The organism is Colwellia sp. SU-HH00943, from assembly GCF_057546125.1.
Window position 1 is genome coordinate 515,491 of sequence record NZ_BAAJLW010000003.1, and the last position, 21,663, is coordinate 537,153.

Annotated in this window: 18 protein-coding genes and 1 tRNA gene; 10 read left to right on the plus strand and 9 right to left on the minus strand. The window is 35.9% G+C overall.

Annotated features, from left to right (window positions below):
- Positions 1-82: 82 nt before the first annotated feature.
- Positions 83-2,971, plus strand: coding sequence for a DUF349 domain-containing protein (locus tag AC27GZ_RS10735; RefSeq protein WP_487095009.1), 2,889 nt, complete (start codon positions 83-85; stop codon positions 2,969-2,971).
- Between the two features lie 105 nt (positions 2,972-3,076).
- On the opposite strand, the gene ansA is transcribed toward AC27GZ_RS10735, so the two are convergent.
- Positions 3,077-4,102, minus strand: coding sequence for an asparaginase (gene ansA, locus AC27GZ_RS10740; RefSeq protein ID WP_487095010.1), 1,026 nt, complete (start codon positions 4,100-4,102; stop codon positions 3,077-3,079).
- A 2-nt stretch (positions 4,103-4,104) separates the two neighbouring features.
- A complete protein-coding gene (gene sppA, locus AC27GZ_RS10745; protein ID WP_487095011.1) occupies positions 4,105-5,994 on the minus strand; it encodes a signal peptide peptidase SppA in 1,890 nt (629 codons plus the stop codon).
- A 214-nt stretch (positions 5,995-6,208) separates the two neighbouring features.
- Between sppA and AC27GZ_RS10750 the strand changes: the two genes are divergently transcribed.
- The gene (locus AC27GZ_RS10750; RefSeq protein WP_487095012.1) at positions 6,209-6,910 is read left to right on the plus strand and encodes an HvfX family Cu-binding RiPP maturation protein; all 702 of its coding nucleotides are present in this window, start codon (positions 6,209-6,211) and stop codon (positions 6,908-6,910) included.
- A 55-nt stretch (positions 6,911-6,965) separates the two neighbouring features.
- On the opposite strand, the gene AC27GZ_RS10755 is transcribed toward AC27GZ_RS10750, so the two are convergent.
- Positions 6,966-7,877 carry a DMT family transporter gene (locus AC27GZ_RS10755; RefSeq protein ID WP_487095013.1) on the minus strand — a complete coding sequence of 304 codons (912 nt, stop codon included), beginning with the start codon at positions 7,875-7,877 and terminating at the stop codon, positions 6,966-6,968.
- Between the two features lie 482 nt (positions 7,878-8,359).
- Between AC27GZ_RS10755 and AC27GZ_RS10760 the strand changes: the two genes are divergently transcribed.
- Complete coding sequence (locus AC27GZ_RS10760; RefSeq protein WP_487095014.1) at positions 8,360-8,902, plus strand: nitroreductase family protein; 543 nt, start codon at positions 8,360-8,362, stop codon at positions 8,900-8,902.
- A gap of 61 nt (positions 8,903-8,963) precedes the next feature.
- Here the strand turns inward: AC27GZ_RS10760 and asnS are convergent, their stop codons facing one another.
- Positions 8,964-10,364, minus strand: a complete 1,401-nt coding sequence (gene asnS / locus AC27GZ_RS10765) for an asparagine--tRNA ligase (RefSeq protein WP_487095016.1) — start codon at positions 10,362-10,364, stop codon at positions 8,964-8,966.
- A 173-nt stretch (positions 10,365-10,537) separates the two neighbouring features.
- On the opposite strand from asnS, the gene AC27GZ_RS10770 reads away from it, so the two are divergent.
- Positions 10,538-10,918, plus strand: coding sequence for a hypothetical protein (locus tag AC27GZ_RS10770; RefSeq protein WP_487095018.1), 381 nt, complete (start codon positions 10,538-10,540; stop codon positions 10,916-10,918).
- Here the strand turns inward: AC27GZ_RS10770 and bioA are convergent.
- Positions 10,908-12,218: an adenosylmethionine--8-amino-7-oxononanoate transaminase gene (gene bioA / locus AC27GZ_RS10775; protein ID WP_487095019.1), complete on the minus strand. Its 1,311-nt coding sequence runs from the start codon at positions 12,216-12,218 to the stop codon at positions 10,908-10,910. The genes AC27GZ_RS10770 and bioA overlap by 11 nt on opposite strands.
- Positions 12,219-12,306: 88 nt before the next feature.
- On the opposite strand from bioA, the gene bioB reads away from it, so the two are divergent.
- From bioB to bioD, 4 genes are read left to right on the plus strand one after another with little or no spacing between them, the layout of a single operon-like run.
- Complete coding sequence (gene bioB, locus AC27GZ_RS10780) at positions 12,307-13,386, plus strand: biotin synthase BioB (RefSeq protein ID WP_487095020.1); 1,080 nt, start codon at positions 12,307-12,309, stop codon at positions 13,384-13,386.
- 8 nt (positions 13,387-13,394) lie between these two features.
- Positions 13,395-14,555: an aminotransferase class I/II-fold pyridoxal phosphate-dependent enzyme gene (locus AC27GZ_RS10785; protein ID WP_487095021.1), complete on the plus strand. Its 1,161-nt coding sequence runs from the start codon at positions 13,395-13,397 to the stop codon at positions 14,553-14,555.
- A gap of 18 nt (positions 14,556-14,573) precedes the next feature.
- Positions 14,574-15,371: a malonyl-ACP O-methyltransferase BioC gene (gene bioC / locus AC27GZ_RS10790; protein WP_487095023.1), complete on the plus strand. Its 798-nt coding sequence runs from the start codon at positions 14,574-14,576 to the stop codon at positions 15,369-15,371.
- 12 nt (positions 15,372-15,383) lie between these two features.
- Complete coding sequence (gene bioD / locus AC27GZ_RS10795) at positions 15,384-16,091, plus strand: dethiobiotin synthase (RefSeq protein WP_487095024.1); 708 nt, start codon at positions 15,384-15,386, stop codon at positions 16,089-16,091.
- A 29-nt stretch (positions 16,092-16,120) separates the two neighbouring features.
- Here bioD and AC27GZ_RS10800 read toward each other — a convergent pair whose 3' ends face one another.
- Entirely contained in the window at positions 16,121-16,552 is a 432-nt protein-coding gene (locus AC27GZ_RS10800) for a type II toxin-antitoxin system HicB family antitoxin (protein WP_487095026.1), read from the minus strand.
- 452 nt (positions 16,553-17,004) lie between these two features.
- On the opposite strand from AC27GZ_RS10800, the gene AC27GZ_RS10805 reads away from it, so the two are divergent.
- Complete coding sequence (locus tag AC27GZ_RS10805; RefSeq protein WP_487095027.1) at positions 17,005-18,135, plus strand: cell division protein FtsZ; 1,131 nt, start codon at positions 17,005-17,007, stop codon at positions 18,133-18,135.
- A gap of 66 nt (positions 18,136-18,201) precedes the next feature.
- Here AC27GZ_RS10805 and AC27GZ_RS10810 read toward each other — a convergent pair.
- From AC27GZ_RS10810 to AC27GZ_RS10820, 3 genes are all read right to left on the minus strand, one after another.
- Positions 18,202-18,278, minus strand: a tRNA-Pro gene (locus tag AC27GZ_RS10810).
- 155 nt (positions 18,279-18,433) lie between these two features.
- Positions 18,434-20,146, minus strand: a complete 1,713-nt coding sequence (locus AC27GZ_RS10815; protein ID WP_487095029.1) for a DUF3413 domain-containing protein — start codon at positions 20,144-20,146, stop codon at positions 18,434-18,436.
- Between the two features lie 38 nt (positions 20,147-20,184).
- Positions 20,185-20,403 carry a YejL family protein gene (locus AC27GZ_RS10820; protein ID WP_487095031.1) on the minus strand — a complete coding sequence of 73 codons (219 nt, stop codon included), beginning with the start codon at positions 20,401-20,403 and terminating at the stop codon, positions 20,185-20,187.
- Positions 20,404-20,488: 85 nt separating this feature from the next.
- Here AC27GZ_RS10820 and yejK point away from each other — a divergent pair, with 85 nt between their 5' ends.
- Positions 20,489-21,574 carry a nucleoid-associated protein YejK gene (yejK, locus tag AC27GZ_RS10825; RefSeq protein WP_487095033.1) on the plus strand — a complete coding sequence of 362 codons (1,086 nt, stop codon included), beginning with the start codon at positions 20,489-20,491 and terminating at the stop codon, positions 21,572-21,574.
- The last annotated feature ends 89 nt before the right edge of the window (positions 21,575-21,663 follow it).

Genomic DNA, 21,663 nt, shown 5'->3' on the forward strand with positions numbered 1-21,663 from the left:
ATTTTTTGTGGATTATTAAAAGATAGTGACAATTCTTTTTCACAAGTACTAACCAAATAACTTTATAAGTAAAAACTGTTTTATGATTTTTTCTCGTTTATTCAAAACCAAACAAAGTTGGCAAGCTAAAGATATAAATACCCGTATAGCTGCAATCAATGAATCCCTAAGCCTTAATAACCCAGAAGAAAAACAGGTTTTAATTTCGTTACTTAATACAGATGAAAATGAGTTAGTTCGACGGGCAGCACTCGTTAAATTAAACGACTTTGATATTTACCTATCGGCTAGTCAAAACAATGATAATGACAAAGTAAAGCAATTTTCAGCGTCACAGATAAATAAAATATTAACCAATAGCCATGATATTTGTTTAACTACAGAGGCTAAAAAAGCGTTTTTACAACAACCGAATAGTAAAGCATACATTGCTAAGTGGCTTGAGGTAGAGCAGGAGCCTGAGATTGTTCTCGCAATTTTTAATCAACAATGTAATGAAAAAACAAATACTGCCAACAAACTAATGCAGTTATTCACTCAAAAGCAATCTATCGAGATACAAACACAATTGCTTTCTTTAGATTTACCTGAATTATCAGATGTTAACTTTCTTACTAAGTTGTTGAAGAAATCCAGCGCTGAAGCTGTGAGTTCATTAATAAACAATAAACTTGAGCGATTACAGGCAGCTATTGAAAAACCGATCAAACTTCAAAAACAGTTACAGTTAGTATTGTCTAAGTTATTTGCTTTAAAAGATGTTGCTGACTATGACGTTTATCTGAGTAAACGTGAAGCGTTAATCGTAGAATGGCAAGAAGGTGTTAAAGAGCTAGCGTGTTTAAGTGAAGAACAACAAAAACTCTTGCACGATAAATATCAAAAGATAACTTGGCAATTAGCGCAGTTATTTGTTAGTAAAGCTGAAGCTTACGAGCAAGAAAAGATCGCTCAAAAAATTCAAGCAGAAAAGATAAAAGCGACAACCGAATTCAATCAAATTATTGATGATGTTAATCAACAGATCACTAATTCAGTATTCGAAGATCAAAGTATTGATCAACAAGGCTTTACTCAACAGCTTACTGAACTTCAGCAAACGATAACTGATAGTGTGTTAAATGATAAAGAGCAGAAAGTCTTCTTAGTACAAGTCGATGAGTTGAATACTCGCTTAACTCAGCTTCCTGAAATAGCAGAGTCTGTTACTGCGGCTACACACCTTATATCTAAAGTATCTCAATTATCACTTCCGCAAGATTTATCGGATCTCAATGATCGTCAAGAAACTTATCATCAATGGTTAACAAAATGGCATGAAGTCGAGAAAAAAACATATGGTTCATTACCTCAGTCAATTATAGATGCTTATAACGAAATCACTTGTATGTGGCAGCAAGGACTAAAACCCTTGCAAGAAGAGCAAAGACAATTATTTATTCAAAATAAGAAAAAGCTACAAGATATCAAGCGATTACTCGTTAACGGTAAATTTAAAGTGTGTTTTGGTTTATTCAAAGGCGTTACGCAAGTACAGTCTTTACTTTCAGCTAAACAACAGCAGCAGCTACAACGTGATTTTGAACAGGTGAGTGAAAAACTTGCTGAGATAAGTGACTGGGAGCATTATATTGCCACACCTCGTAAGCAGCAATTGCTTGAAGAAGTGAGTGCTCTTATCGAAAACCCACTTGATAATCCAAATGATCAAGCTGAAAAGGTAAAGCAATATCGACATACTTGGAATTCGCTTGGTCATGCTGATGAGGAAATTGACAAAGCGCTTAATGAGCAATTTAACCAAGCATGTGAGCAAGCCTTTGCCCCTTGTCGCTTATTTTACGCAGAGCAAGAAAAACTTCGCGAACAACACTTGATTGCTCGTCGTGATTTAATTAGTCAAGCTAGTCGTTTAGCTGAATCACTTTCTGAGCAAGATGCTGAAATTTCGGAAAAAGATCAAGCGGTAAGCTTTAAAGCAATTGATGGCGAACTCAACAAGTTACAACAGGCATGGAAGCAAGCAGGTGAGGTCGATAGGAAAGAGTATCAATCTCTACAAAAACAATTTACTCGCGTGTTAACGCCTATCAAAAATACAATCAAAGCTTTTCATGTCACTAATACCGAGAAGAAACAAGCGTTAATCCAACAAGCAATACAACAACTCTCAACAGAAGATGTATTTCAAGCTGTGGAAAACGTGAAGCAATTACAACAGCAATGGCGTGATATTGGTTATGCTGGACCTCGTCAAGAAAATAAACTTTGGCAAACCTTTAGAAAAGCGAATGACGAAATATTTGCTAAACGTGAGCAATTAAAATTACAACAGCAAAGTGCTAAAACTGAATTGATAGCGCAATTTACCCAAGCGTTAGATAACATAAAAACTCAACTAAGCAGTACTGTTGATAAAAATTCACTCAAACAAGCGATACAATCTGCAGAGAACCTTTTGTCTGAAGTACTGGCCAATAAACCAGTAATTAAAACCTTAGCTAATGATATTGAAAACTTTATCAAAAGTAATCAAAGTCAATTAACAGATATTGAAGTTAAAGCTCAAAAAGCTAACTGGCAATGCTTGTTTACTTTATTGAAAACTTTGGCTAAATCAGAACAATTCATCACGGTTAATGAGGTAACTAATTTAGCAGAGTATGAGCACTTAACTGTTGCTTGGCAAAAGCGTGTACAGGATCAAGTGCAAAGTTCTAAAACTGCAGAGGCTGATTTACGTAATAAGAAAACATTGATCATCGAAATATTAGCGCAAGTTGAATCACCAATAGAGCTTTCTCAACAGCGTATGGCAATTCAAGTTGAATTAATGCAAGAGCAAATGTTATCTGGCGCAACGATTGATTTGACGACACAACTCGTTGAATGGTTACAGTTAGGTGCACTAAACTCAGATGATTTGAGTTTACTAGAACGACTAGAAAGCGTGTACCTCAAGCAGGCTTAATCAGTTTACCTTAAGCTTTCTTAACTGTGGCTTAATCAAGACTTAAATAGCTGATTAAGCGTGTTCTCCTTGAAAGCTGTTGAGGTAACTAATACAGACGCCTGTTTATTGGTTTTGAGTTAATTCACCACGTAAACTCATTTGCATTAAGTGACATATTTCTTGGTAACTAAGTGCTTGGCTAAGTAAATAATGTAATTTAGTTAAGGTAGCCTCTAATGTCATGTCATGACCACTGATTACACCAGCTTGGCTTAAGGCATTGCCGGTAGCATATCCTGACATATTGACAGTGCCCTTAATACATTGGCTGCAATTAATAACGATGATTTCTTGCTCTTTAGCTTTTGAAAGACAGGCAAGCAGAGCTTCATCTTGCGGGGCATTACCGACACCATAACTGCGTAAAATTAATGCTTTTACTGGCTGTCTGATCACATTTTCAATCACTTCACTACTTATACCTGGATATAAATGCACAACCCCTATAGGTTGAGGGGTAATATCGCGAACAATAACATCGCCTTGATGTTTAATGCTGTGAGAAACCTTACCTTCAACTACATTGATATTAATACCAGCTTCAAGTAGCGGTGGTAGATTTGGTGAATCGAAAGCATTAAAACCATCAGCATAGGCCTTTATAGAACGGTTGCCGCGGTAAAGTTTATTATTAAAAAATAAGCCAACCTCATTAATGGGATAGCTTGCAGCTATATAAAGTGAATTTAATACATTAACTTGACCATCAGATCGTAATTGACTCAGGGGTATTTGTGAGCCGGTAACAATAATTGGCTTATTCAAATTTTCAAACATAAACGATAATGCTGAACTGGTGTAAGCCATGGTATCAGTGCCATGTAAAACAACAAAACCATCATAATCATCGTAATTGGCCTTAATATCATCAGCTATACGCTGCCAATCGCTGGGCGTCATATTTGATGAGTCAATTAACGGTTGGTATTCGTTAATTCTAAAGTGTGGCATTTCTTGGCGATGAAATTCAGGTAAAGCTTTAATTGACGCTGTTAAATGGCCTTTATCTGGTACATAGCCTTCATGGCTTTTTTTCATACCGATAGTGCCGCCAGTATAAGCGACATAGATGTTTTTACGACTTGACATAACTATTGTTCACTACAAGCTAGGCATAAAGTATAGATGCCTTGTGGATCATTAAATTGGTTAATTGTGGTTATTTCTTTTTGTATTTGACCAAATAACTGGGTGAGTCCTTTATTACCTTCATTACTCCCTGATAATAAATCGCTTGAAGCATAGCTATTAAATTCAAATATGTTCGATGCAGATCCCAATAATTGTTGCAAAAACTTATTGCGAGAAGAGGGCTCTTGCTCGATAAGATGGGTATCATAGCGTTTTAGCTCTGCAAGCTCAGCTGCTGCAACTACAGCATCAGTTAAATTACCTAACTCATCAACTAAACCTAGTTCTTTTGCTTTTGTTCCAGACCAAACACGTCCTTGAGCAATAGCATCAACTTCTTCTGTTGTCATGTTTCTATTCTCAGCAACTAAAGTGATAAAGTCTTGATAGCCTTTATTTATGCTTAATTGAAACAACTTTGACATGCCATCACTGAGTGGTTGCGTGGGACCAAAGCCAGATAAATCTGTAGTACCAACACCATCAGTATGAATACCAAGTTTGCTTAATGAGTCTTCAAAAGTCATCATCATGCCAAAAATACCAATTGAACCAGTAATAGTAGAAGGTGCGGCAAATATTTTATCTGCTGGAGCTGAGATCCAATAACCACCTGAAGCAGCATAAGTTCCCATTGAAGCAATAACAGGTTTGCCAGCCGCTTTTAATAATTCAACTTCTTGGCGAATTATTTCTGAAGCAAAGGCACTACCGCCAGGGCTGTCAACACGTAAAACGACAGCCTTCACTGATTTGTTCATACGTGCTTTACGTAATAAATTCGCGGTAGAATCGCCACCTATAGTTCCCGGTTTTTGTGTACCATTTAAAATGTTGCCTTTAGCAACAATCACTGCCACTTTATCTTTAGGTTTGGTTTCTAATGGTTTTAGTTGTGTAGTTGCTTCAAGATAATCTTTAAAACTTATATGACTGTAACTGTCGCCTTTTTTATTCTTACCCACTAAATCAATTAACTTAACCCGCATTTGGTCACGAGTTTTTAACTCATCAACCCAATTATTTGCTAAGGCATATTGCGCGAAGCTGCTATTTGACTTGCTAAATTTAGTTAATAAATCACTGATACTTTCATCAAAATTTTCAGAAGAAAAACCACGCTGCAAAGCAACATCGTGTTTATATTGGCCCCATAAGTCGTTCAACCATAGTTTATTAGCCGTTTTAGCTTCTTCAGACATATCATCACGAAGAAAAGGCTCCACTGCAGATTTAAAGGTACCAACACGGAAAATATGTTGTTTAATGGCGAGTTTATCTAACGCTGATTTAAAATACATCTTATAACGACCATAGCCATCAAGCAGCATAAAACCTTGTTCATTCAACCAAATATCATCGGCATAACTGGCTAAATAATATTGGTCTTGAGTAAAGTGGTCACCAAGGGCGATGATTTTTTTACCAGAACTTTTATAGTCAATTAGGGCACTACCAATATCCTGTAATTTTGATAATCCAGCATTTTTCAAACTCTGTAACTGCAATACCAATATTTCAACCCGATCATCATTTTTAGCTTTATTAATAACCTTAATTACATCAGCAAGTAATACTTCAGGCTTTTCTTCTTTTTGCGCAAAAGCCTCATTTATAAAAGCGTCTATTGGGCTGACTTCATGCTTTTGTTCAACTATATCACCCACCAAATTCAATACTAAAGCGGTTTTGTCAGGTACTTCCACTTGATCTTTGCCACTGGCAATCATAACCACAAAACTTATAAAGAAAATTATAAAAATTACATTTAAAACAACAGAGCGAGTTAAAGTAAATAACCACCATATGCCTACTAAAATACGCTTAAATAAATTTACTATTGCTGTCATAAAATACTGTCTATCAATTTACGAATATATAACAAGCATATTACCTTAAAGTTATTTAGATTTGACTACTTGTTTGTAAAAAAATGAGTCTATGTTTAATAAACCTCAATTAACTTAGCTAAATAAATTGGGGAGTTGCGTATATTTTGAAAGAATATATTCCGCTTTATGTTCTATATAGAATAATTAGTACAATACCTATTGAGATACTATCATGGCATTTTTGATATCTACGTATAAAAGCTTTTTAACTAAGTTACCCAATTTTGATGGTATTCCAGCTCTTTTGATTCGCTTATACCTTGCGCCTATTTTTATTATGGCGGGCTTTAGTAAAACACAACTACTCAATGAAGAGGTTACAGGCTTTACAGCTTTTATGGCAGATCCTAATATCATTGCATGGTTTGGCAATAGCGATTGGGGATTGGGCTTACCTTTTCCTGCGCTACTAGCTAACCTAGTTATTCTTGTTGAATTTTTTGGTGGCTGGCTATTATTAATTGGCGCTTTTACTCGGTTAATATCAATTCCTTTAATGTTCACTATGATTGTGGCAGCAACAACAGTACATGCAGAAAATGGCTGGTTTGCTATTACCCCAACTAATTCTGACATCAGTGCTGCCAAAGTTCTTCGTTGGTTTGGCTCTGAACAAGCACAAGCAAGCCTTGAAAACAGTGATAATACCGCAAGCAAACTTAACAAAATGCGTGAAATCCTAGATGAGCATGGTAATACTGATTGGCTGTATGAAAATGGCAATATCGTAGTACTTAATAATGGCATAGAGTTTTCAGCCACTTATTTCATTATGTTATTAGCTTTATTTTTTATTGGTGCCGGCCGTTATACCAGTATTGATTATTATTTTAGTAAGCGGTTATTTAGTACTTCAAGGTATCATTTAAACTGATTAACCAAGAAATCTAATAGCTGTCAGTATGATTTAACTGACAGCTATCAATTGTCTATTTGTTGTTGGTTATCAGAACTTCTTTACGTTTTTTTGAGTTTATAAAGATTTCTCCCCAATGATATAAGGCTAATCCTAGAATTATTAATGCCGCACCGATAAGTAATTTATTATTGAGCACTTCATTATTAAGTTTAGCGCCTAAAGTTAAGGCAACAACGGGTGTAATCAGTGTGATCAAAGCAACAGTACTTGCTGTTAATCTTTGTAGGACATAGAAGTAGGCAAAGAAACCTATCAATGAGCCGAACACACCTAAATATAGCGTTGACCAAATTGACTTTGCTTGCCATTGGTTAACATCTAAAGAGCCATCAAATAATAACCAAGTTAATAAAAATAATGGTGTAGCTATGGAAAGGGCACCGATAGTAGTCGCCATAGGATGAATGGCAAGCGAAATACTTTTAACCAAAACACCACTCAAACTAAATAACGACACAGCAATAAAAATAAAGACTAAACCATAAATGCTATTATCTTGTAATGAAAAATTGTCAGAACAAACAAGCCCCAAACCAATTAATGACATCAGCATTGCCAGTTTTCTTACTTGACTCATCTTTGGCTCAGCTAATATTTTTTGTGCAAAAATAGCTGATAACACAGGTGATAAGCCAAAAACTAATGACAGTATTCCAGAAGATATATATTGAGCTGCAAGGTAGGAAAACAGCATGCCACCAAAAATTCCTAACGCAGAATAACTGTATAATCGCAGAGCCTCTTTGTGCCAAGGAAGAGTGATATTTTTCACTAAAATAATACAAGTACCTAATATCAGTGCAATCACCATACGTAAAAGCACAGCCATGGTAGGGTTGATGGACTCACTACTCCAGACTATCGCTAACGGCGTAGTCGACCAAATTAATAACACCGCTAAATATGCAATTGATACTTGCATTGTACACTTCCTTTTTACTTACATTGGTTGCTTGCAGAGCTATTGCGGTTGATTATTGATATAAACAAAAAAGCCGCAAAATTAACTTCTGCGGCTCAGGTATAGTTTACTTAAAGATAAAAAAACTAACTATAACACTCCGCACGTTTTGGCCATACACGAATGACCAGGCTCAGCCAACATGTAGTTGGTAAGCTAAAGGCTAAATTCATTCGTTTGAGCAACAGTGCCACAGCGTTATTCATTTTATTGGTTAAGTTTCGTCTATAAGTGTTAATACTGATTTCATATTGGCTAGGTATAGCTTTTATGTCAAGCACCTGTTTCAAGTTAACTGTTAAATAAAGGAAATTAAGCTTTACAGTTCTCTTTATTCATTGTTAATACACATATGATTTAAAAATTGATCTACCTAAGTCATAGTTATCTGTTTACACTATGTCGTAGATAATTAAGAAACACGCGAGAAAGTATCAAAGCTTATGAGCAATATAGAATTTTTAAAAAGTCGACAGTCAAACCCTTTACTGACAGAGCCTGCACCAACTTCATCACAAGTTGATGACATCATAGCTGCGGGTATGCGTGTGCCGGATCATGCTGGACTTCAACCTTGGCATTTTACTGTTATAAGCGGTAATGGTTTAACGCGTTTAAGTGAGCTGCTTGTTGCTGCTAGTGATAAAAAAACTGCTAATTTAGAAAAAATAGCCAAAATGCCTTTTCGTGCACCAATGATCATTGTTGTTAGTACTCAGTTTATTGACCATGAAAAAGTACCGCAGCAAGAACAAATAATTACTGCAGGCTGTTGTGCACATGCCATGCAAATGGCTTCTGTTGCATTAGGTTTTAATGCCATGTGGCGAACAGGGGAGTTAGCGTATAACGACAAAGTGAAAGCGGGTTTAAACATTACTCAAGGTAATGAGATTGTAGGTTTTTTATATATAGGATCTGAATGTAAGAAGTTACCATTAAAGCCAGCTAAATCTGTTGCAGGTAAAGTAAGCTATTGGCAGTAGTATAAAAATGGCGAGTTAATGCTTTAAACAATAACTCGCCAATTTTTAACGACTAAGTACGTTAAAACGCAGCGTTATTTGGTGTACGAGGGAATGGGATAACATCACGTACGTTTTGCATACCTGTTGCGTAAGCTACTAAGCGTTCAAAACCTAAGCCAAAACCTGAGTGAGGTACGGTGCCGTAACGACGTAAATCACGATACCAGCTGTAATCTGCAGGGATTAAGCCCATTTCATCTAAACGGCTATCTAATACATCAAGGCGTTCTTCACGTTGACTACCACCTATAATTTCACCGATACCTGGTGCAAGAATATCCATAGCTGCAACTGTTTTACCGTCATCATTTAAACGCATATAGAATGATTTGATGTCTTTCGGGTAGTTCTGTAAAACTACAGGGCCATTAAAGTGCTCTTCTGCTAAATAACGCTCGTGCTCTGAGTTTAAATCAACGCCCCAAGAAACAGGGTTTTCAAATTTCTTTCCACAATTTTCTAAAATTGTAATTGCGTCAGTGTAATCTAAACGGACAAAATCAGTATTGATGACAGACTTTAATCTATCGATCACTGTTTTATCGACACGCTGTTGGAAAAAGGCAATATCATCAGCACGTTCATCTAATACAGCTTGTAATACATATTTAAGCATCTCTTCTGCTAAGTCGGCTGCATCAGCAAGATCAGCGAATGCAATTTCTGGCTCAACCATCCAAAACTCGGCTAAGTGACGAGAAGTATTAGAGTTTTCTGCTCTAAAAGTAGGGCCAAAAGTATAAACTTTTGATAACGCGTTACAGTATGTTTCTACGTTTAACTGGCCAGATACGGTTAAAAATGTTTCTTTACCGAAAAAGTCCTGCTTGTAATCAACCTTACCGCTATCATCTCGTGGTAAGTTTTCCATATCTAAGGTACTAACACGAAACATTTCGCCAGCACCTTCACAGTCACTACCTGTAATTAAAGGTGTGCTGATCCAAAAATAACCTTTTGAATGTAAGAAACGATGAATAGCTTGCGCTAAACAGTTACGAACACGTGTCACTGCACCACCAATATTTGTACGGGCGCGTAGGTGAGCTTGTTCACGTAAAAATTCGATGCTATGACGTTTAGCTGCCATTGGGTAAGTATCAGGGTCTTCAACAAAACCTAACACTTCAACAGCAGTTGCTTGAATTTCAAATGATTGTCCCTTACCTGGAGATTCAACCAAAATACCTGTCACTTTAACTGAAGCACCTGTGGTTAACTTCAATACATCTTCTTGATAATTTTCGAGATCATTAGGCACTATGGCTTGAATGGCATCGAAGCACGAACCATCATGAATAGCTAAAAAAGAAATACCCGCTTTAGAGTCGCGGCGTGTTCTGATCCAACCATGTAGGGTTATAGTTTCATCAACAGGATATTTACCCGCTAACACATCAGTAATTGCTATAACTGACATTGAATGACCTCTTATTTATTATCTAATACTTGAAAATTTGCTTTTACGCAGAAAATGGGGTGATATGTTACCGTGACTGTTATGTTTAACAAGTAAAATTTATCAAATTTAGTCACAATCATGAAAAAAATAAGGTTATCAACTTAAGTAAACGATGAAAGTAGTGAGATAAGATGAAATCTACTGAAACAAAACCAATTAAAGAGCGTCGAGAGTCTTTTGACTTTTGGTTTTATGCTGCCAAAATATTAAGTGTGCTTAGTTGGCTGATGTTTCTTTTTGCTTTGGTTATGTCTTTTTATGCGGCACCTGAGAAAAGCTATGGTGTTGCCCGCTATCACGATATTGAAATTCGCCGTTTTTGGCTTACCCCGTTGACAGGTTATTTATACATGATTATTTGGTCAAGTGCTGCAGGTAGTTATGCTGCACAGTTGATTAATAAATACCGAAACCGTCGTTATAGCGATGGTCCCCATTACCATTTATATTTTTTACTGTTCATTAATTTGTTTTGGTTATCGGTAATTTTAAATTATGTTATTAGTCGTTAAGAAAACAATTATCTTCATTAAGTACTGTTGCTATAGCGCTTACTAATTTTGTTATTTCTGCTTTTGTAATCACTAAGGGCGGAATAATATAAATCAATTTTCCGAACGGCCGTATCCAAACTCCTAATTCAACAAATCGCTTTTGAATTTGCGCAACATTTACGGACTGAGTACATTCAACTGCGCCAATAGTACCAAGGGCACGGGCGTCTTGAACTCGAGTATGTTCACCTAATGGAGCTAACAATGCCAACAAATGCTTCTCAATGCTTTGCACTTGTTCTTGCCAATTGTTTTCAAATAATAAATCAATACTTGCATTTGCAACCGCGCAAGCAAGGGCATTACCCATAAATGTTGGGCCGTGCATAAAACAACCGGCTTCACCCTTACTAATAGTATTGGCAATAGTATCCGTACATAATGTTGCCGCTAAGGTGATATAACCACCCGTTAATGTTTTACCTAAACACATAATATCTGGGCTGATATCTGCCCATTCACAGGCAAATAATTTTCCTGTGCGGCCAAAGCCTGTAGCTATTTCATCAACAATCAAGAGTACATCATATTGATCACATAATGCTCTACAAGCTTTAAGGTATTGCGGATGATAAAAGCGCATCCCACCAGTACCTTGTACTATTGGTTCAATAATAAATGCGGCTAATTCTTGATGATGCGTTTCAAATAATTTCGCTAAACATTGAGTGTCTTCATCATGCCATTGTTGATAAAAGCCAACGGTAGGAGCCGGAGCAAAATAGCTTTTCATCAACACTTGTTCGAATATTTGATGCATGCCAGTAACAGGGTCGCACACTGACATAGCGGCAAAGGTATCGCCATGATAACCATTACGTACTGTGAGTAATTTTGTTTTAGTGTTTTTTTCGTTTGTTTTGCTTTGCCAATACTGAAAAGCCATTTTTATCGCAACTTCAACGGCTACTGAGCCAGAATCAGAAAGGAATACTTTATTTAAGCTCGTAGGTGTTAGCTGAACAAGTTTTTCGCATAAATCAATTGCACTTTGATGCGTTAAGCCACCGAACATCACATGCGACATTTTATTGGCTTGTTCAACTAATGCAGCATTCAATTTTGGATGATTATAACCATGGAGCACAGACCACCATGATGACATACCATCAATAAGTTTTTTGCCATCAGCAAGCTGAATATAAACACCTTCAGCACTTTCAACTAAATAAGAAGGTAAGGGCGAAGACATAGATGTATAAGGATGCCAAACGTGATTTTTATCAAACTCAATCAATTTAGTGTGTTTTTTGTTCATTTGTAAACTTGTGGGGCGCTAATTTGTTGACAATACGATTAGGATGGCTAGACTACCCGTTAATTTAGTTATATGCAAACGAGTAATTATGTCCTTGTCAGTAGAATCAGCCGTACTTAATAATGCCGTGGATCTGTCTCCGGTTCGTCACAATTGGACCTTAGCAGAGGTTGAAGCGTTATTTGCGAAACCTTTTAATGATCTTATGTTTGAAGCGCAAACCGTTCACAGACAGCACTTTAATGCCAATGAAGTTCAAGTAAGTACCTTACTTTCTATAAAAACAGGCGCTTGCCCTGAAGATTGTAAATATTGTTCTCAAAGTGCCCGTAATAAAACAGACCTTGAGAAAGAACGTTTACTCGAAGTAGAAAAAGTATTAGAAGCAGCTAAAAAAGCTAAAGATATGGGCTCAACTCGTTTTTGTATGGGCGCTGCATGGCGTAACCCAAAAGAGCGTGATATGCCTATCGTGCTTGATATGATCAAAGGCGTAAAAGCATTGGGTATGGAATCATGTATGACCTTAGGTATGTTGTCTCAAGATCAAGCAGCTCAATTACAAGATGCCGGATTAGATTACTACAACCATAATTTAGATACTTCACCTGAGCATTATAATCAGATCATTACCACACGTACTTATCAAGACAGATTAGATACCTTAGATCACGTTCGCAGTGCCGGTATGAAAGTATGTAGTGGTGGTATTGTTGGTTTAGGTGAAAAAGCGGTTGATAGAGCATCATTACTTGTGCAACTAGCTAACTTGCCTAAACAGCCTGAAAGTGTCCCTATTAATATGTTAGTTAAAGTTGAAGGAACGCCTTTAGCTGATGTAGACGATCTTGAAAGCTTTGACTTTATTCGTTGTATTGCCGTTGCACGTATTATGATGCCTCAATCCCATGTGCGTTTATCAGCAGGGCGCTCAGAAATGAATGAACAAATGCAATCGCTGTGCTTTTTAGCAGGTGCAAACTCAATTTTCTATGGCTGCAAATTGTTAACGACAGAAAATCCAGAAACGGATAAAGATGTTGAGTTATTTAGAAAGCTTGGTATCAATACTGAAACCGTAGTTGATGAAAGTAGCCTTGAAGAGCAACAACTTAAAACCGCTTTGGCTAATGAGCAACATAAAGATTTATTTTATAACGCTGAATAGTTAGCTTTATGTCTTTCGACTTTATCAATGACAAACTGGCTGAGCAGAGAAATAACTCTCGTTACAGACAGCGTGTATGCGCTCAACCCAAAAATACTGGTACATTGCAAAATCAGCCGATTATTGTCGTTGATGGTCAAGAGTATATAAATTTTTCCTCTAATGATTATTTGGGATTAAATAATCATCCAGAGATAAATGAGGCTATGCAAGAGGGCGTAGATAAATTTGGTTTATCTGGTAGCTCATCCAGTTTAGTCACTGGTTTTACCTATGCTCATCAAGTATTAGAAGAAACAATTTGCCAGTGGTTAAATAAACCAAAGTGTTTATTATTTTCAAGTGGTTTTACCGCCAACATGGCGCTATTTCAAGCGTTAGGGCAATCAAGTGAAGTTTGCTTTCTATTAGACAAACTTTCTCATGCCTCAATGATTGATGGTGCTTTTTCATCTAAAGCAACGGTCAAGCGATTTGCGCATAATGATATGGCAAGGCTGTCTAATTTGTTAAACAATTCAGAACATGCAAATAGGCTTATAGCTTCAGAAGGCATCTTTTCAATGGATGGCGATCAAGCGCATTTAGTTGAACTTGCTAAGTTGGCTAACGCTCATAATGCATGGCTTTATCTTGATGATGCACACAGTATTGGTGTTATAGGTGAGCAGGGGCAAGGAAGTAATGCTTTTATAAAACCAGATATTACGATGGCAACCTTTGGTAAAGCAATAGCAACAAATGGTGCATTTCTCGCTTGTGATGAAAACTTGCATGACTATTTGATTAATTTTGCTAGGCATTATATTTACTCTACTGCAATTTCTCCAGCTCTTGCCTGGGCAACAGTTAAAAGTATCGAGATCATTCAATCTCAGCAATGGCGTCGAGATAAGATTTTTGAGTTAAATAGTTTGTTAACTGAATTATTAGATCCTAGTATTACTGTCATAAAATCACAGTCGTCAATACAAGCCATCATTCTTGGTGATGAACAAAAAGCGCTCGATGTCAGTGAACAATTAAAAAAATCAGGTTTTTGGTTAACGGCTATACGTCCACCTACAGTAGCAAAAGGTACATCTAGGTTACGCGTAACCATTTGCTCTAATCATAACCACAATCAAATCAGTGCATTAGCAGAAAGCTTAAATAAAGCCCTGTGTTAAAGAAGGTTTAAAAATTTAATGACCCTTAATAAGCAACTTAACGTTGATAGAGAGAAAATAGCAAAAACTTTTGGCTCAGCAAGTCAATCTTATGATGTTTCTGCTCGATTACAGCGTTTTTCAGGTAAACATTTAATGCCTTGGTTGCCCAATAGAAATGATCTTACGGTATTAGATCTTGGCTCAGGTACAGGTTTTTTTACTGACTTACTAGCGGGTTCATATAACAAAGTAATCGGCCTAGATCTCTCTACAGAAATGTTGCGTTTTGCTGCTAAAGCACGAAACAAAAATATAAGTTGGCTTGAAGCTGATGCTCATAAAATTCCATTACAAGATAATAGTATCGATTTTATTTATTCGAATTTAGTTATTCAGTGGTGTGAGCCTCTAGAGTCTGCCGTCAATGAAATGCTACGTGTATTAAAACCAGGCGGATTAATAATCTTTACCACCTTAGTTGATGGCACTTTACATGAGTTAAAATCTTCATGGAGACAAGTAGATGATGATCAACATGTGATTAACTTTAAAACAGAAGAAGAGTTAACTCGCTATTTTAATCATGACAGGGCTAGTGTTATTGAGTCTAAATGCCAAGATATTATTCTTGAATATCAAAATGTTATTCATTTAGCTAGAGAGTTAAAAGGTCTAGGGGCAAACCATTTACCACAAAAGCGAAATCGTGGTTTATCCGGAAAAGATAAATGGTTTGCTATGACAGAGCACTATAAAGACTTTCTTGAGCCAAGCGGCATTTACCCTGCAACTTACCGACTATATTCTGGTTTAGTTGTAAAACTAAACAATTAATTAATAAGCTTTATGAAAAATTACTTTATTACTGCAACAGATACTGATGCAGGTAAAACCTTTGTAGCCTGTGCATTGACGCAGGCACTTATTAATCAAGATAAAAAAGTTGCTGTATATAAGCCTGTTTCTGCCGGCTGTTATTTAGAAAATGGCAACCTTGTTAATGAAGATGCGTTACTACTAAGTCAATTTGCCAATAGCCAGCAAACCATCAGTGAAGTGAACCCAATTGCTTTTAAAGAGGCTATTGCCCCACATATTGCGGCTGCAAAAGTAAATAAAACGATTACTGTTGATGAAATAACTACTGGTTATCAACGAGTTGAGTCTACCAATGCAGATATAAGAATAACAGAAGGTGCAGGGGGATGGCGCTTACCATTAACCAGCAATCAAGAAAAAAATGTCTATCTTTCTGATTTCGTTAAAGCGACACAGCAAAGTGTTATTTTAGTGGTAAATATGAAGTTAGGTTGCTTAAACCATGCACTATTAACATATGAAGCGATTAAATCTGATGGACTACATTGTATTGCTTGGATTGCTAACTCTGCGGATAAAGAGCCAATGAGTAATTTAACAGAGAATATCAGTTCTTTAGAGTCTTTATTACCTATACCAAAAATTGCCGAATTTGAATTTTATCAAGATGCAAATACAGGCCTACATGAAAAGATTACTCAAGCTGCAACACAAATCGACTGCTCAATCTTATAAATAAATCAGTTAGAGTAATAAGTTAACCGTCATTCGCGCTCTTTTTCTAATTCCGCCAAACAAGCACTTGCTATAAAGCCTGAACGGGTTTTATAAGCAGTGCTTTTGCTTACACGCTCATCTATTTGCTTTATCAATAATTCAGGTAAGGTGACATTAATCTTATGACTTCTTCCTAAGTAAGCGGTTATATCAATATCAACAACAGCCCAAAAAGCTTGTGAATAAGTATGTGGGTTTTCATTCGCAAACAACTTTCTGTGTTTATCAATACTTAAAGCATTTGGAATTTTCTCTCCATATTCAGCCAAAATAGCTAAATGTGATTTTATATTTTTAGTTATTTTTTCTAATCCTAAATCAATAGTGCTCGCATTCACTGAACAACCAGGTAGGTCAGGTACTTTAATTACATAACCTTCTTCACTTATTTCATTTTCAAAAACAATTGGGTATTTCATCTTCTATTCACTCATTAAAATCACACCTTAATAGTGTAACCCTGGCAACTCTATATGTCAAATTACTAACAACTCCAATAACCCCTTGGTGGAGCATAGTTATAACCCTGACAACTCTTATGTAGAAATTATTTGCAACCCCGATAACTCTAGAGTCTAAAATGTGAATACTTACTAGTGCCTTTGCTTAGTAAATTTAGAAATTAGTTTGGATAATAATTTAGATAAGAAATTTAGTGCTTTTATGGGTAAAGTGGCTAAATAAAAGGTGCTAGAGTTATAAATGCTATTGGCAGTTTTAAAACTTGATCATTATAATAAGAATAGATCACATGGATTTAGGGAGTAAAAATGATGCTTACATTGTGTCTTTACAAATTAAAAATAGATGCTTTTACATCGCTCCATGTTGCACACATAAATAACGGACAAGTAATTGATTAGGAAAACTTATGCAAGAGCTTATACAAGCTAAGCCAAATCTACTGATTACTGTTGTTGGTATTGGCGGCTGTGGCTGTAATACAATTGATATGTTATTTGATAATAATTTGTCATCTAAAGTAAACTTAGTCGCGGTAAATACAGATTTAGCTGCATTGAATGCAGTCAAAGTTGATAACAAAATATTGATTGGTGAAACACTTACCAAAGGCTATGGCGCAGGTTCTGATCCAAGGATTGGCTTGCAAGCTGCTTTAGAAAGTGAAGAAACGATCAGTAATGCAATAAAAGACAGTGATGTAGTTATTATCACTGCTGGATTTGGTGGCGGTACAGGAACTGGAGCAAGCCCGCTTGTTGCCAAAGTTGCTCGAGACTTAAATATAAACTGTTTAGCTGTTGTGACTTTACCTTTTGAATCAGAAGGGCAGCGTAGAATGGATTTTGCGCTTAAAGGGATAGAAGATATAAAAGAGCCAGTTCATGCTTATATTACGCTTTCAAATGATCTTTTATTAAAAGGCTTAGGTGAAAGTGTCGGTTTATTTTCAGCTTTTAACCAAAGTAACGAAGTTTTAAAAAACTTACTGTTATCTTTAGTGCAAATGTTAACGGAAACAGGTTATGTCAATGTGGATAAAAATGACTTTGCCAGTATTTTATCGTTTGAAGGAGAATCAATTTTAGGTGTGGGTAAAGCTGAAAATGAAGAGCAAGCTTTTGATGCTCTAACTCAAGCATTAAATAACCCCTTAGTTTCAATGGCTGATATTGATACGGCTAAAGGGATAATCTTTCAGTTGTTTTGTAAATCAGAACCGAAACTTTCTACTTACAATGATTTGATTTCTCACATTAGAGACAAAGTCTCTAATAAGTCAGTATTGATAGTGCCAGGTGTCACGCTTGATCCAAATTTATCTTCTGAGATCGAGATATTAATAATCGCTTCTGGTATTTCTTCTTTAATCAGTAAAAAACAAGCAGTGAAGTCACAATCTGATAGCCATTACCTTGATGAAGAGTTGAGTTTTATCGATGATGAAATCATTGAAACAAATACCCAAGAATATACCGATATACCAGCAATAACTAGAAAGCTAATGGCAAATAAAATCATTGAAGTGAATGATGCCTAGAAATTAGAAATTAGAAATTAGAACTAGAACAAAAAAAAGGAGCCTACGGGCTCCTTTTTGAAGGTATGGTCGGAGTAGCAAGATTCGAACTTGCGACCTCACGTCCCCCAGACGCACGCGCTACCAAGCTGCGCTATACCCCGATATCACAAAGAAACAGTACCAATTGCTTGTTACGATAAAGTAGGGTGCTTTATCCTTTTCTTTGCGCTGTGTATATTAATGATTTATTGCTTTAATGCAACGATAATCATAAGTTTGTAGTATAAAGTTAATTACTTAATATCAGATTGTTTAGTTATTGTTCATTTACTGCATTGAGTGAAAAGCGCTTAATAAAGTGAACGCCATCTATCATCAAAGGAAAATCTTTATTTACGGTGATCGGGGCAGCTAATTGACTAGAATAACTTTGAAAGTTTCCATTTTGGTCAATCAACACAGATTTATCTTTATTAAATACCATAATACCTTCCTGTGTGGTATTAGCGATAATGCGATCTTTTGTTAAAGTTATTAAATCATTGCCGTTAGCATAAAGCTTACTATCGATTTTACAGCCTAACCAATTGCTGATTAAGCTTGGTTGTAAATCCATTTGACTTGTAATTAGATCAAGCTGCTGTGTTTCTTCTTTAGATGGTTTAGGCGTAACAAATAATGCTGTTTTAGTAGACAAGCGTGTATCTTGGCTTTGATTACCTATTGAGCTGATCCAAATATAATCTTTTTGCTGCTTTTGCTTTTGCGCTAACAATAAAGCCTCAACAAACAACTCAAATTGATAACTACTAGCACTATTATTTTGTTCTGTTTTAGTGCCTTTAAAGTAGATAACATGTAAACCTGGCGCTTTGCTATTTAAGCGATCAGCAAACACTAAACTTGAAATATCAGCTAACTGGTTATAATCACTGAATAATGAGCTAAGCCATAATGAAGAAAAATCTTCAAGGGGTTTATCTTTATCAATTAGCGTATAGGTGGTTACTAAGTTATTTTTTTCTAACGATTGAAACAACAATGGTTTACTTTCTTGGGCTAATATATCTTGTTGATAAATACTTGGTAATGAATAGAAAAGGTTAAACCAAGCACCTTGTGACATGGTGGTGTCTACATGGTTGTTTAACTGAAAACTTTTGGTAGTAAGTCTGCTAGAAAATTGTTGCAACTGACCTTCACTTAAGTGCTCGTCTGTTAAAATCAAAAAAACTGAATTTGAAATATCTTTATTTACACATTGAGATGACATTAGTTTAGGATACTCTGGTATGGCTTGACTGAAAGATAACGGGCTAGTTTTACGCTCAATGTAATCTTCAATATCAAACAAGCCATATTTTGTTAGCAATGTTTTTGCTGTTGCAGGGTATGACAATGGTAATACTGTATCTTGACGTAACACATCATAATTTAAATTAGCATCTGCCCAAATGTGTGTTAAATGACTAAAAAAGAAAGCGACAACAAGACCAGTGACTACAAATTTAGCAAAAACGGTTTTTTGTAATTGTTTCAGGTGCTTCCAAGCATAATTACTGATCGTAAATTCAAAACCTAAAATAATAATGGTTAAGGCACCGCTAACCACATAAAACAAACTATTCTCTTGCGCTATTTCTTTTATCAAGTCAATAATTTGAGCACTAGATGACGCGCTAAGGTGATAGCCTAAACGACTATAAATAAAGGCATCTAACAATAACAACAATAAACCAACGGTAAATATGATTGAACCACTGGTGCGTATAAATTTTGTGTTTGGAAATACCAAGGTTATGGGAAACAGAATTAACACAAAACTCATAAAGGTTAAGAAGGCAATATGACTTAACCAAGTTGCCACTAAATAAATTTGTCCTAAAAACGTGTCTGGTGCTGATTCACTAAATAAATAAAATGAGGATAAGGCAATGGCAGCAATTATATTGAAAAAGGTGAACCAGTGGCTCCAACTGATTAAGTGTAATAATTTCTTGCTATAGCTTTTTTTGTCAAAAGAGACCATAGAGTGTAATTCTTCTTATTATGGTTAAATTTATAAAACTAGTGAGTTTTCTGGATAGATTGTTTTAATGCTTGCGTAAAATTGTCTACAATAGCGCTTTGCTTGTCTGCAGGAATTTTACTAATAACATTAGTTACTGTATTTCCTAAGCACATCAGAGCTAAATCTGTTGTTGCTGATTCGTTAACAAGTACATCCATTAATTCTTGGATAATTTTTTCTACACGTTCATTGGAGTATTTAGATACAATGGGCATAATGACACTTAATTGCTGATGGTAAATTATATTTCCTTAGTTTATCAAATGCCTGAACAATATACTAATAGATAGACCTTTAACTATGAGTTTAATTATTTCAAACATCGCCTTACATTTTATCTCCAAAAAACAAGAATCAGGTGAAGTTTCATTACGCCTTGGTCCTGAACAAATTGATTTAAGCTCAAAAATCACAGCTTTTGTTGATGGTCTTCATAGCATATATAACAGTAAAGGCTCTAAAGCTTATGGTAGCTTTAGTAATGCCCCTGTTGAAGGAAATGATGATGGCGAGTTAACAACTGCAAGGTTTGTTGATTTAATGGAAAGTTACTTTGGTGAGAAACAAAGTTTTTATCGGTTTAGTACTCAAGCGGCAAACACCTTAAAAAATGAAATTGAAAAATACGATCTTGAAGAGAGTGGTTATTTAGTAATATGTCATTATGAGTACATGGGAGGACGTTACTTACTGGTCGCCGTTATCCCAGTTTCAGAGCATTACAGTGTTGATGGCGAGTTAAATATTTCAGCGGACCAACACCTTGATACTAGTAAACTACAGCTTGCCGCTCGAATAGACTTATTCGATTATCAAAAGAATGCTAGTGGCAATCGTTACATTTCTTTTATTAAAGGCAGAGCAGGCAGAAAAGTTTCAGATTTCTTTTTAGACTTTTTAGGCTGTGAAGAAGGTCTTGATGCCAAAGAACAAACACAAACACTAGTACAAGCAGTTGAAGATTATGTGGCCGTTAATCAGCTTGATGCCAATGAAAAACAACAAACACGTAAAGAATTACTTAATTACTGTAAAGAACAAAGAGCAAGCTCGCAAGACGTATCAGTTCAAGAAGTAGGTAAGGTAATAGGGCATACCTCAACGGATGCTAATGGCAACGAACAAGATTTTTACCAATTTTGCCAGCAGCAATCTTACCCAATTGAAGAAACATTCCCACATGATCAAACCGTGGTAAATAAAATCACCAAGTATTCAGGTTATGGCAGTGGCATTAGTTTAAGTTTCGAGCGAAGTCATTTTGGGCAAGATGTGGTTTATAATCCTCACAATGATTCGATCACTATTTTTAAAGTTCCACCTAATTTAAAAGAGCAACTTCAAGCACTATTAGCGGCTAATGCAACTGATGAAACAATTGAATAGCCTTATATTTAACGCTTAAAGTGTAACGCGTTACACTTAGTTTGTTGATAATATAGCAATAATTAATTTATAGATTTATTCTTTTTGGA

Coding starts and splice junctions, on each gene's coding strand:
- AC27GZ_RS10820 (WP_487095031.1), bottom strand. CDS start 20,403: ATGCCCATTGTATCTAAATACTCCAATGAACGTGTAGAAAAAATTATC.
- AC27GZ_RS10770 (WP_487095018.1), top strand. CDS start 10,538: ATGAAATCTACTGAAACAAAACCAATTAAAGAGCGTCGAGAGTCTTTT.
- bioC (WP_487095023.1), top strand. CDS start 14,574: ATGACCCTTAATAAGCAACTTAACGTTGATAGAGAGAAAATAGCAAAA.
- AC27GZ_RS10755 (WP_487095013.1), bottom strand. CDS start 7,877: ATGCAAGTATCAATTGCATATTTAGCGGTGTTATTAATTTGGTCGACT.
- ansA (WP_487095010.1), bottom strand. CDS start 4,102: ATGTCAAGTCGTAAAAACATCTATGTCGCTTATACTGGCGGCACTATC.
- AC27GZ_RS10735 (WP_487095009.1), top strand. CDS start 83: ATGATTTTTTCTCGTTTATTCAAAACCAAACAAAGTTGGCAAGCTAAA.
- bioA (WP_487095019.1), bottom strand. CDS start 12,218: ATGAACAAAAAACACACTAAATTGATTGAGTTTGATAAAAATCACGTT.
- AC27GZ_RS10785 (WP_487095021.1), top strand. CDS start 13,395: ATGTCTTTCGACTTTATCAATGACAAACTGGCTGAGCAGAGAAATAAC.
- AC27GZ_RS10750 (WP_487095012.1), top strand. CDS start 6,209: ATGGCATTTTTGATATCTACGTATAAAAGCTTTTTAACTAAGTTACCC.
- bioB (WP_487095020.1), top strand. CDS start 12,307: ATGTCCTTGTCAGTAGAATCAGCCGTACTTAATAATGCCGTGGATCTG.
- yejK (WP_487095033.1), top strand. CDS start 20,489: ATGAGTTTAATTATTTCAAACATCGCCTTACATTTTATCTCCAAAAAA.
- AC27GZ_RS10800 (WP_487095026.1), bottom strand. CDS start 16,552: ATGAAATACCCAATTGTTTTTGAAAATGAAATAAGTGAAGAAGGTTAT.
- bioD (WP_487095024.1), top strand. CDS start 15,384: ATGAAAAATTACTTTATTACTGCAACAGATACTGATGCAGGTAAAACC.
- AC27GZ_RS10760 (WP_487095014.1), top strand. CDS start 8,360: ATGAGCAATATAGAATTTTTAAAAAGTCGACAGTCAAACCCTTTACTG.
- asnS (WP_487095016.1), bottom strand. CDS start 10,364: ATGTCAGTTATAGCAATTACTGATGTGTTAGCGGGTAAATATCCTGTT.
- sppA (WP_487095011.1), bottom strand. CDS start 5,994: ATGACAGCAATAGTAAATTTATTTAAGCGTATTTTAGTAGGCATATGG.
- AC27GZ_RS10815 (WP_487095029.1), bottom strand. CDS start 20,146: ATGGTCTCTTTTGACAAAAAAAGCTATAGCAAGAAATTATTACACTTA.
- AC27GZ_RS10805 (WP_487095027.1), top strand. CDS start 17,005: ATGCAAGAGCTTATACAAGCTAAGCCAAATCTACTGATTACTGTTGTT.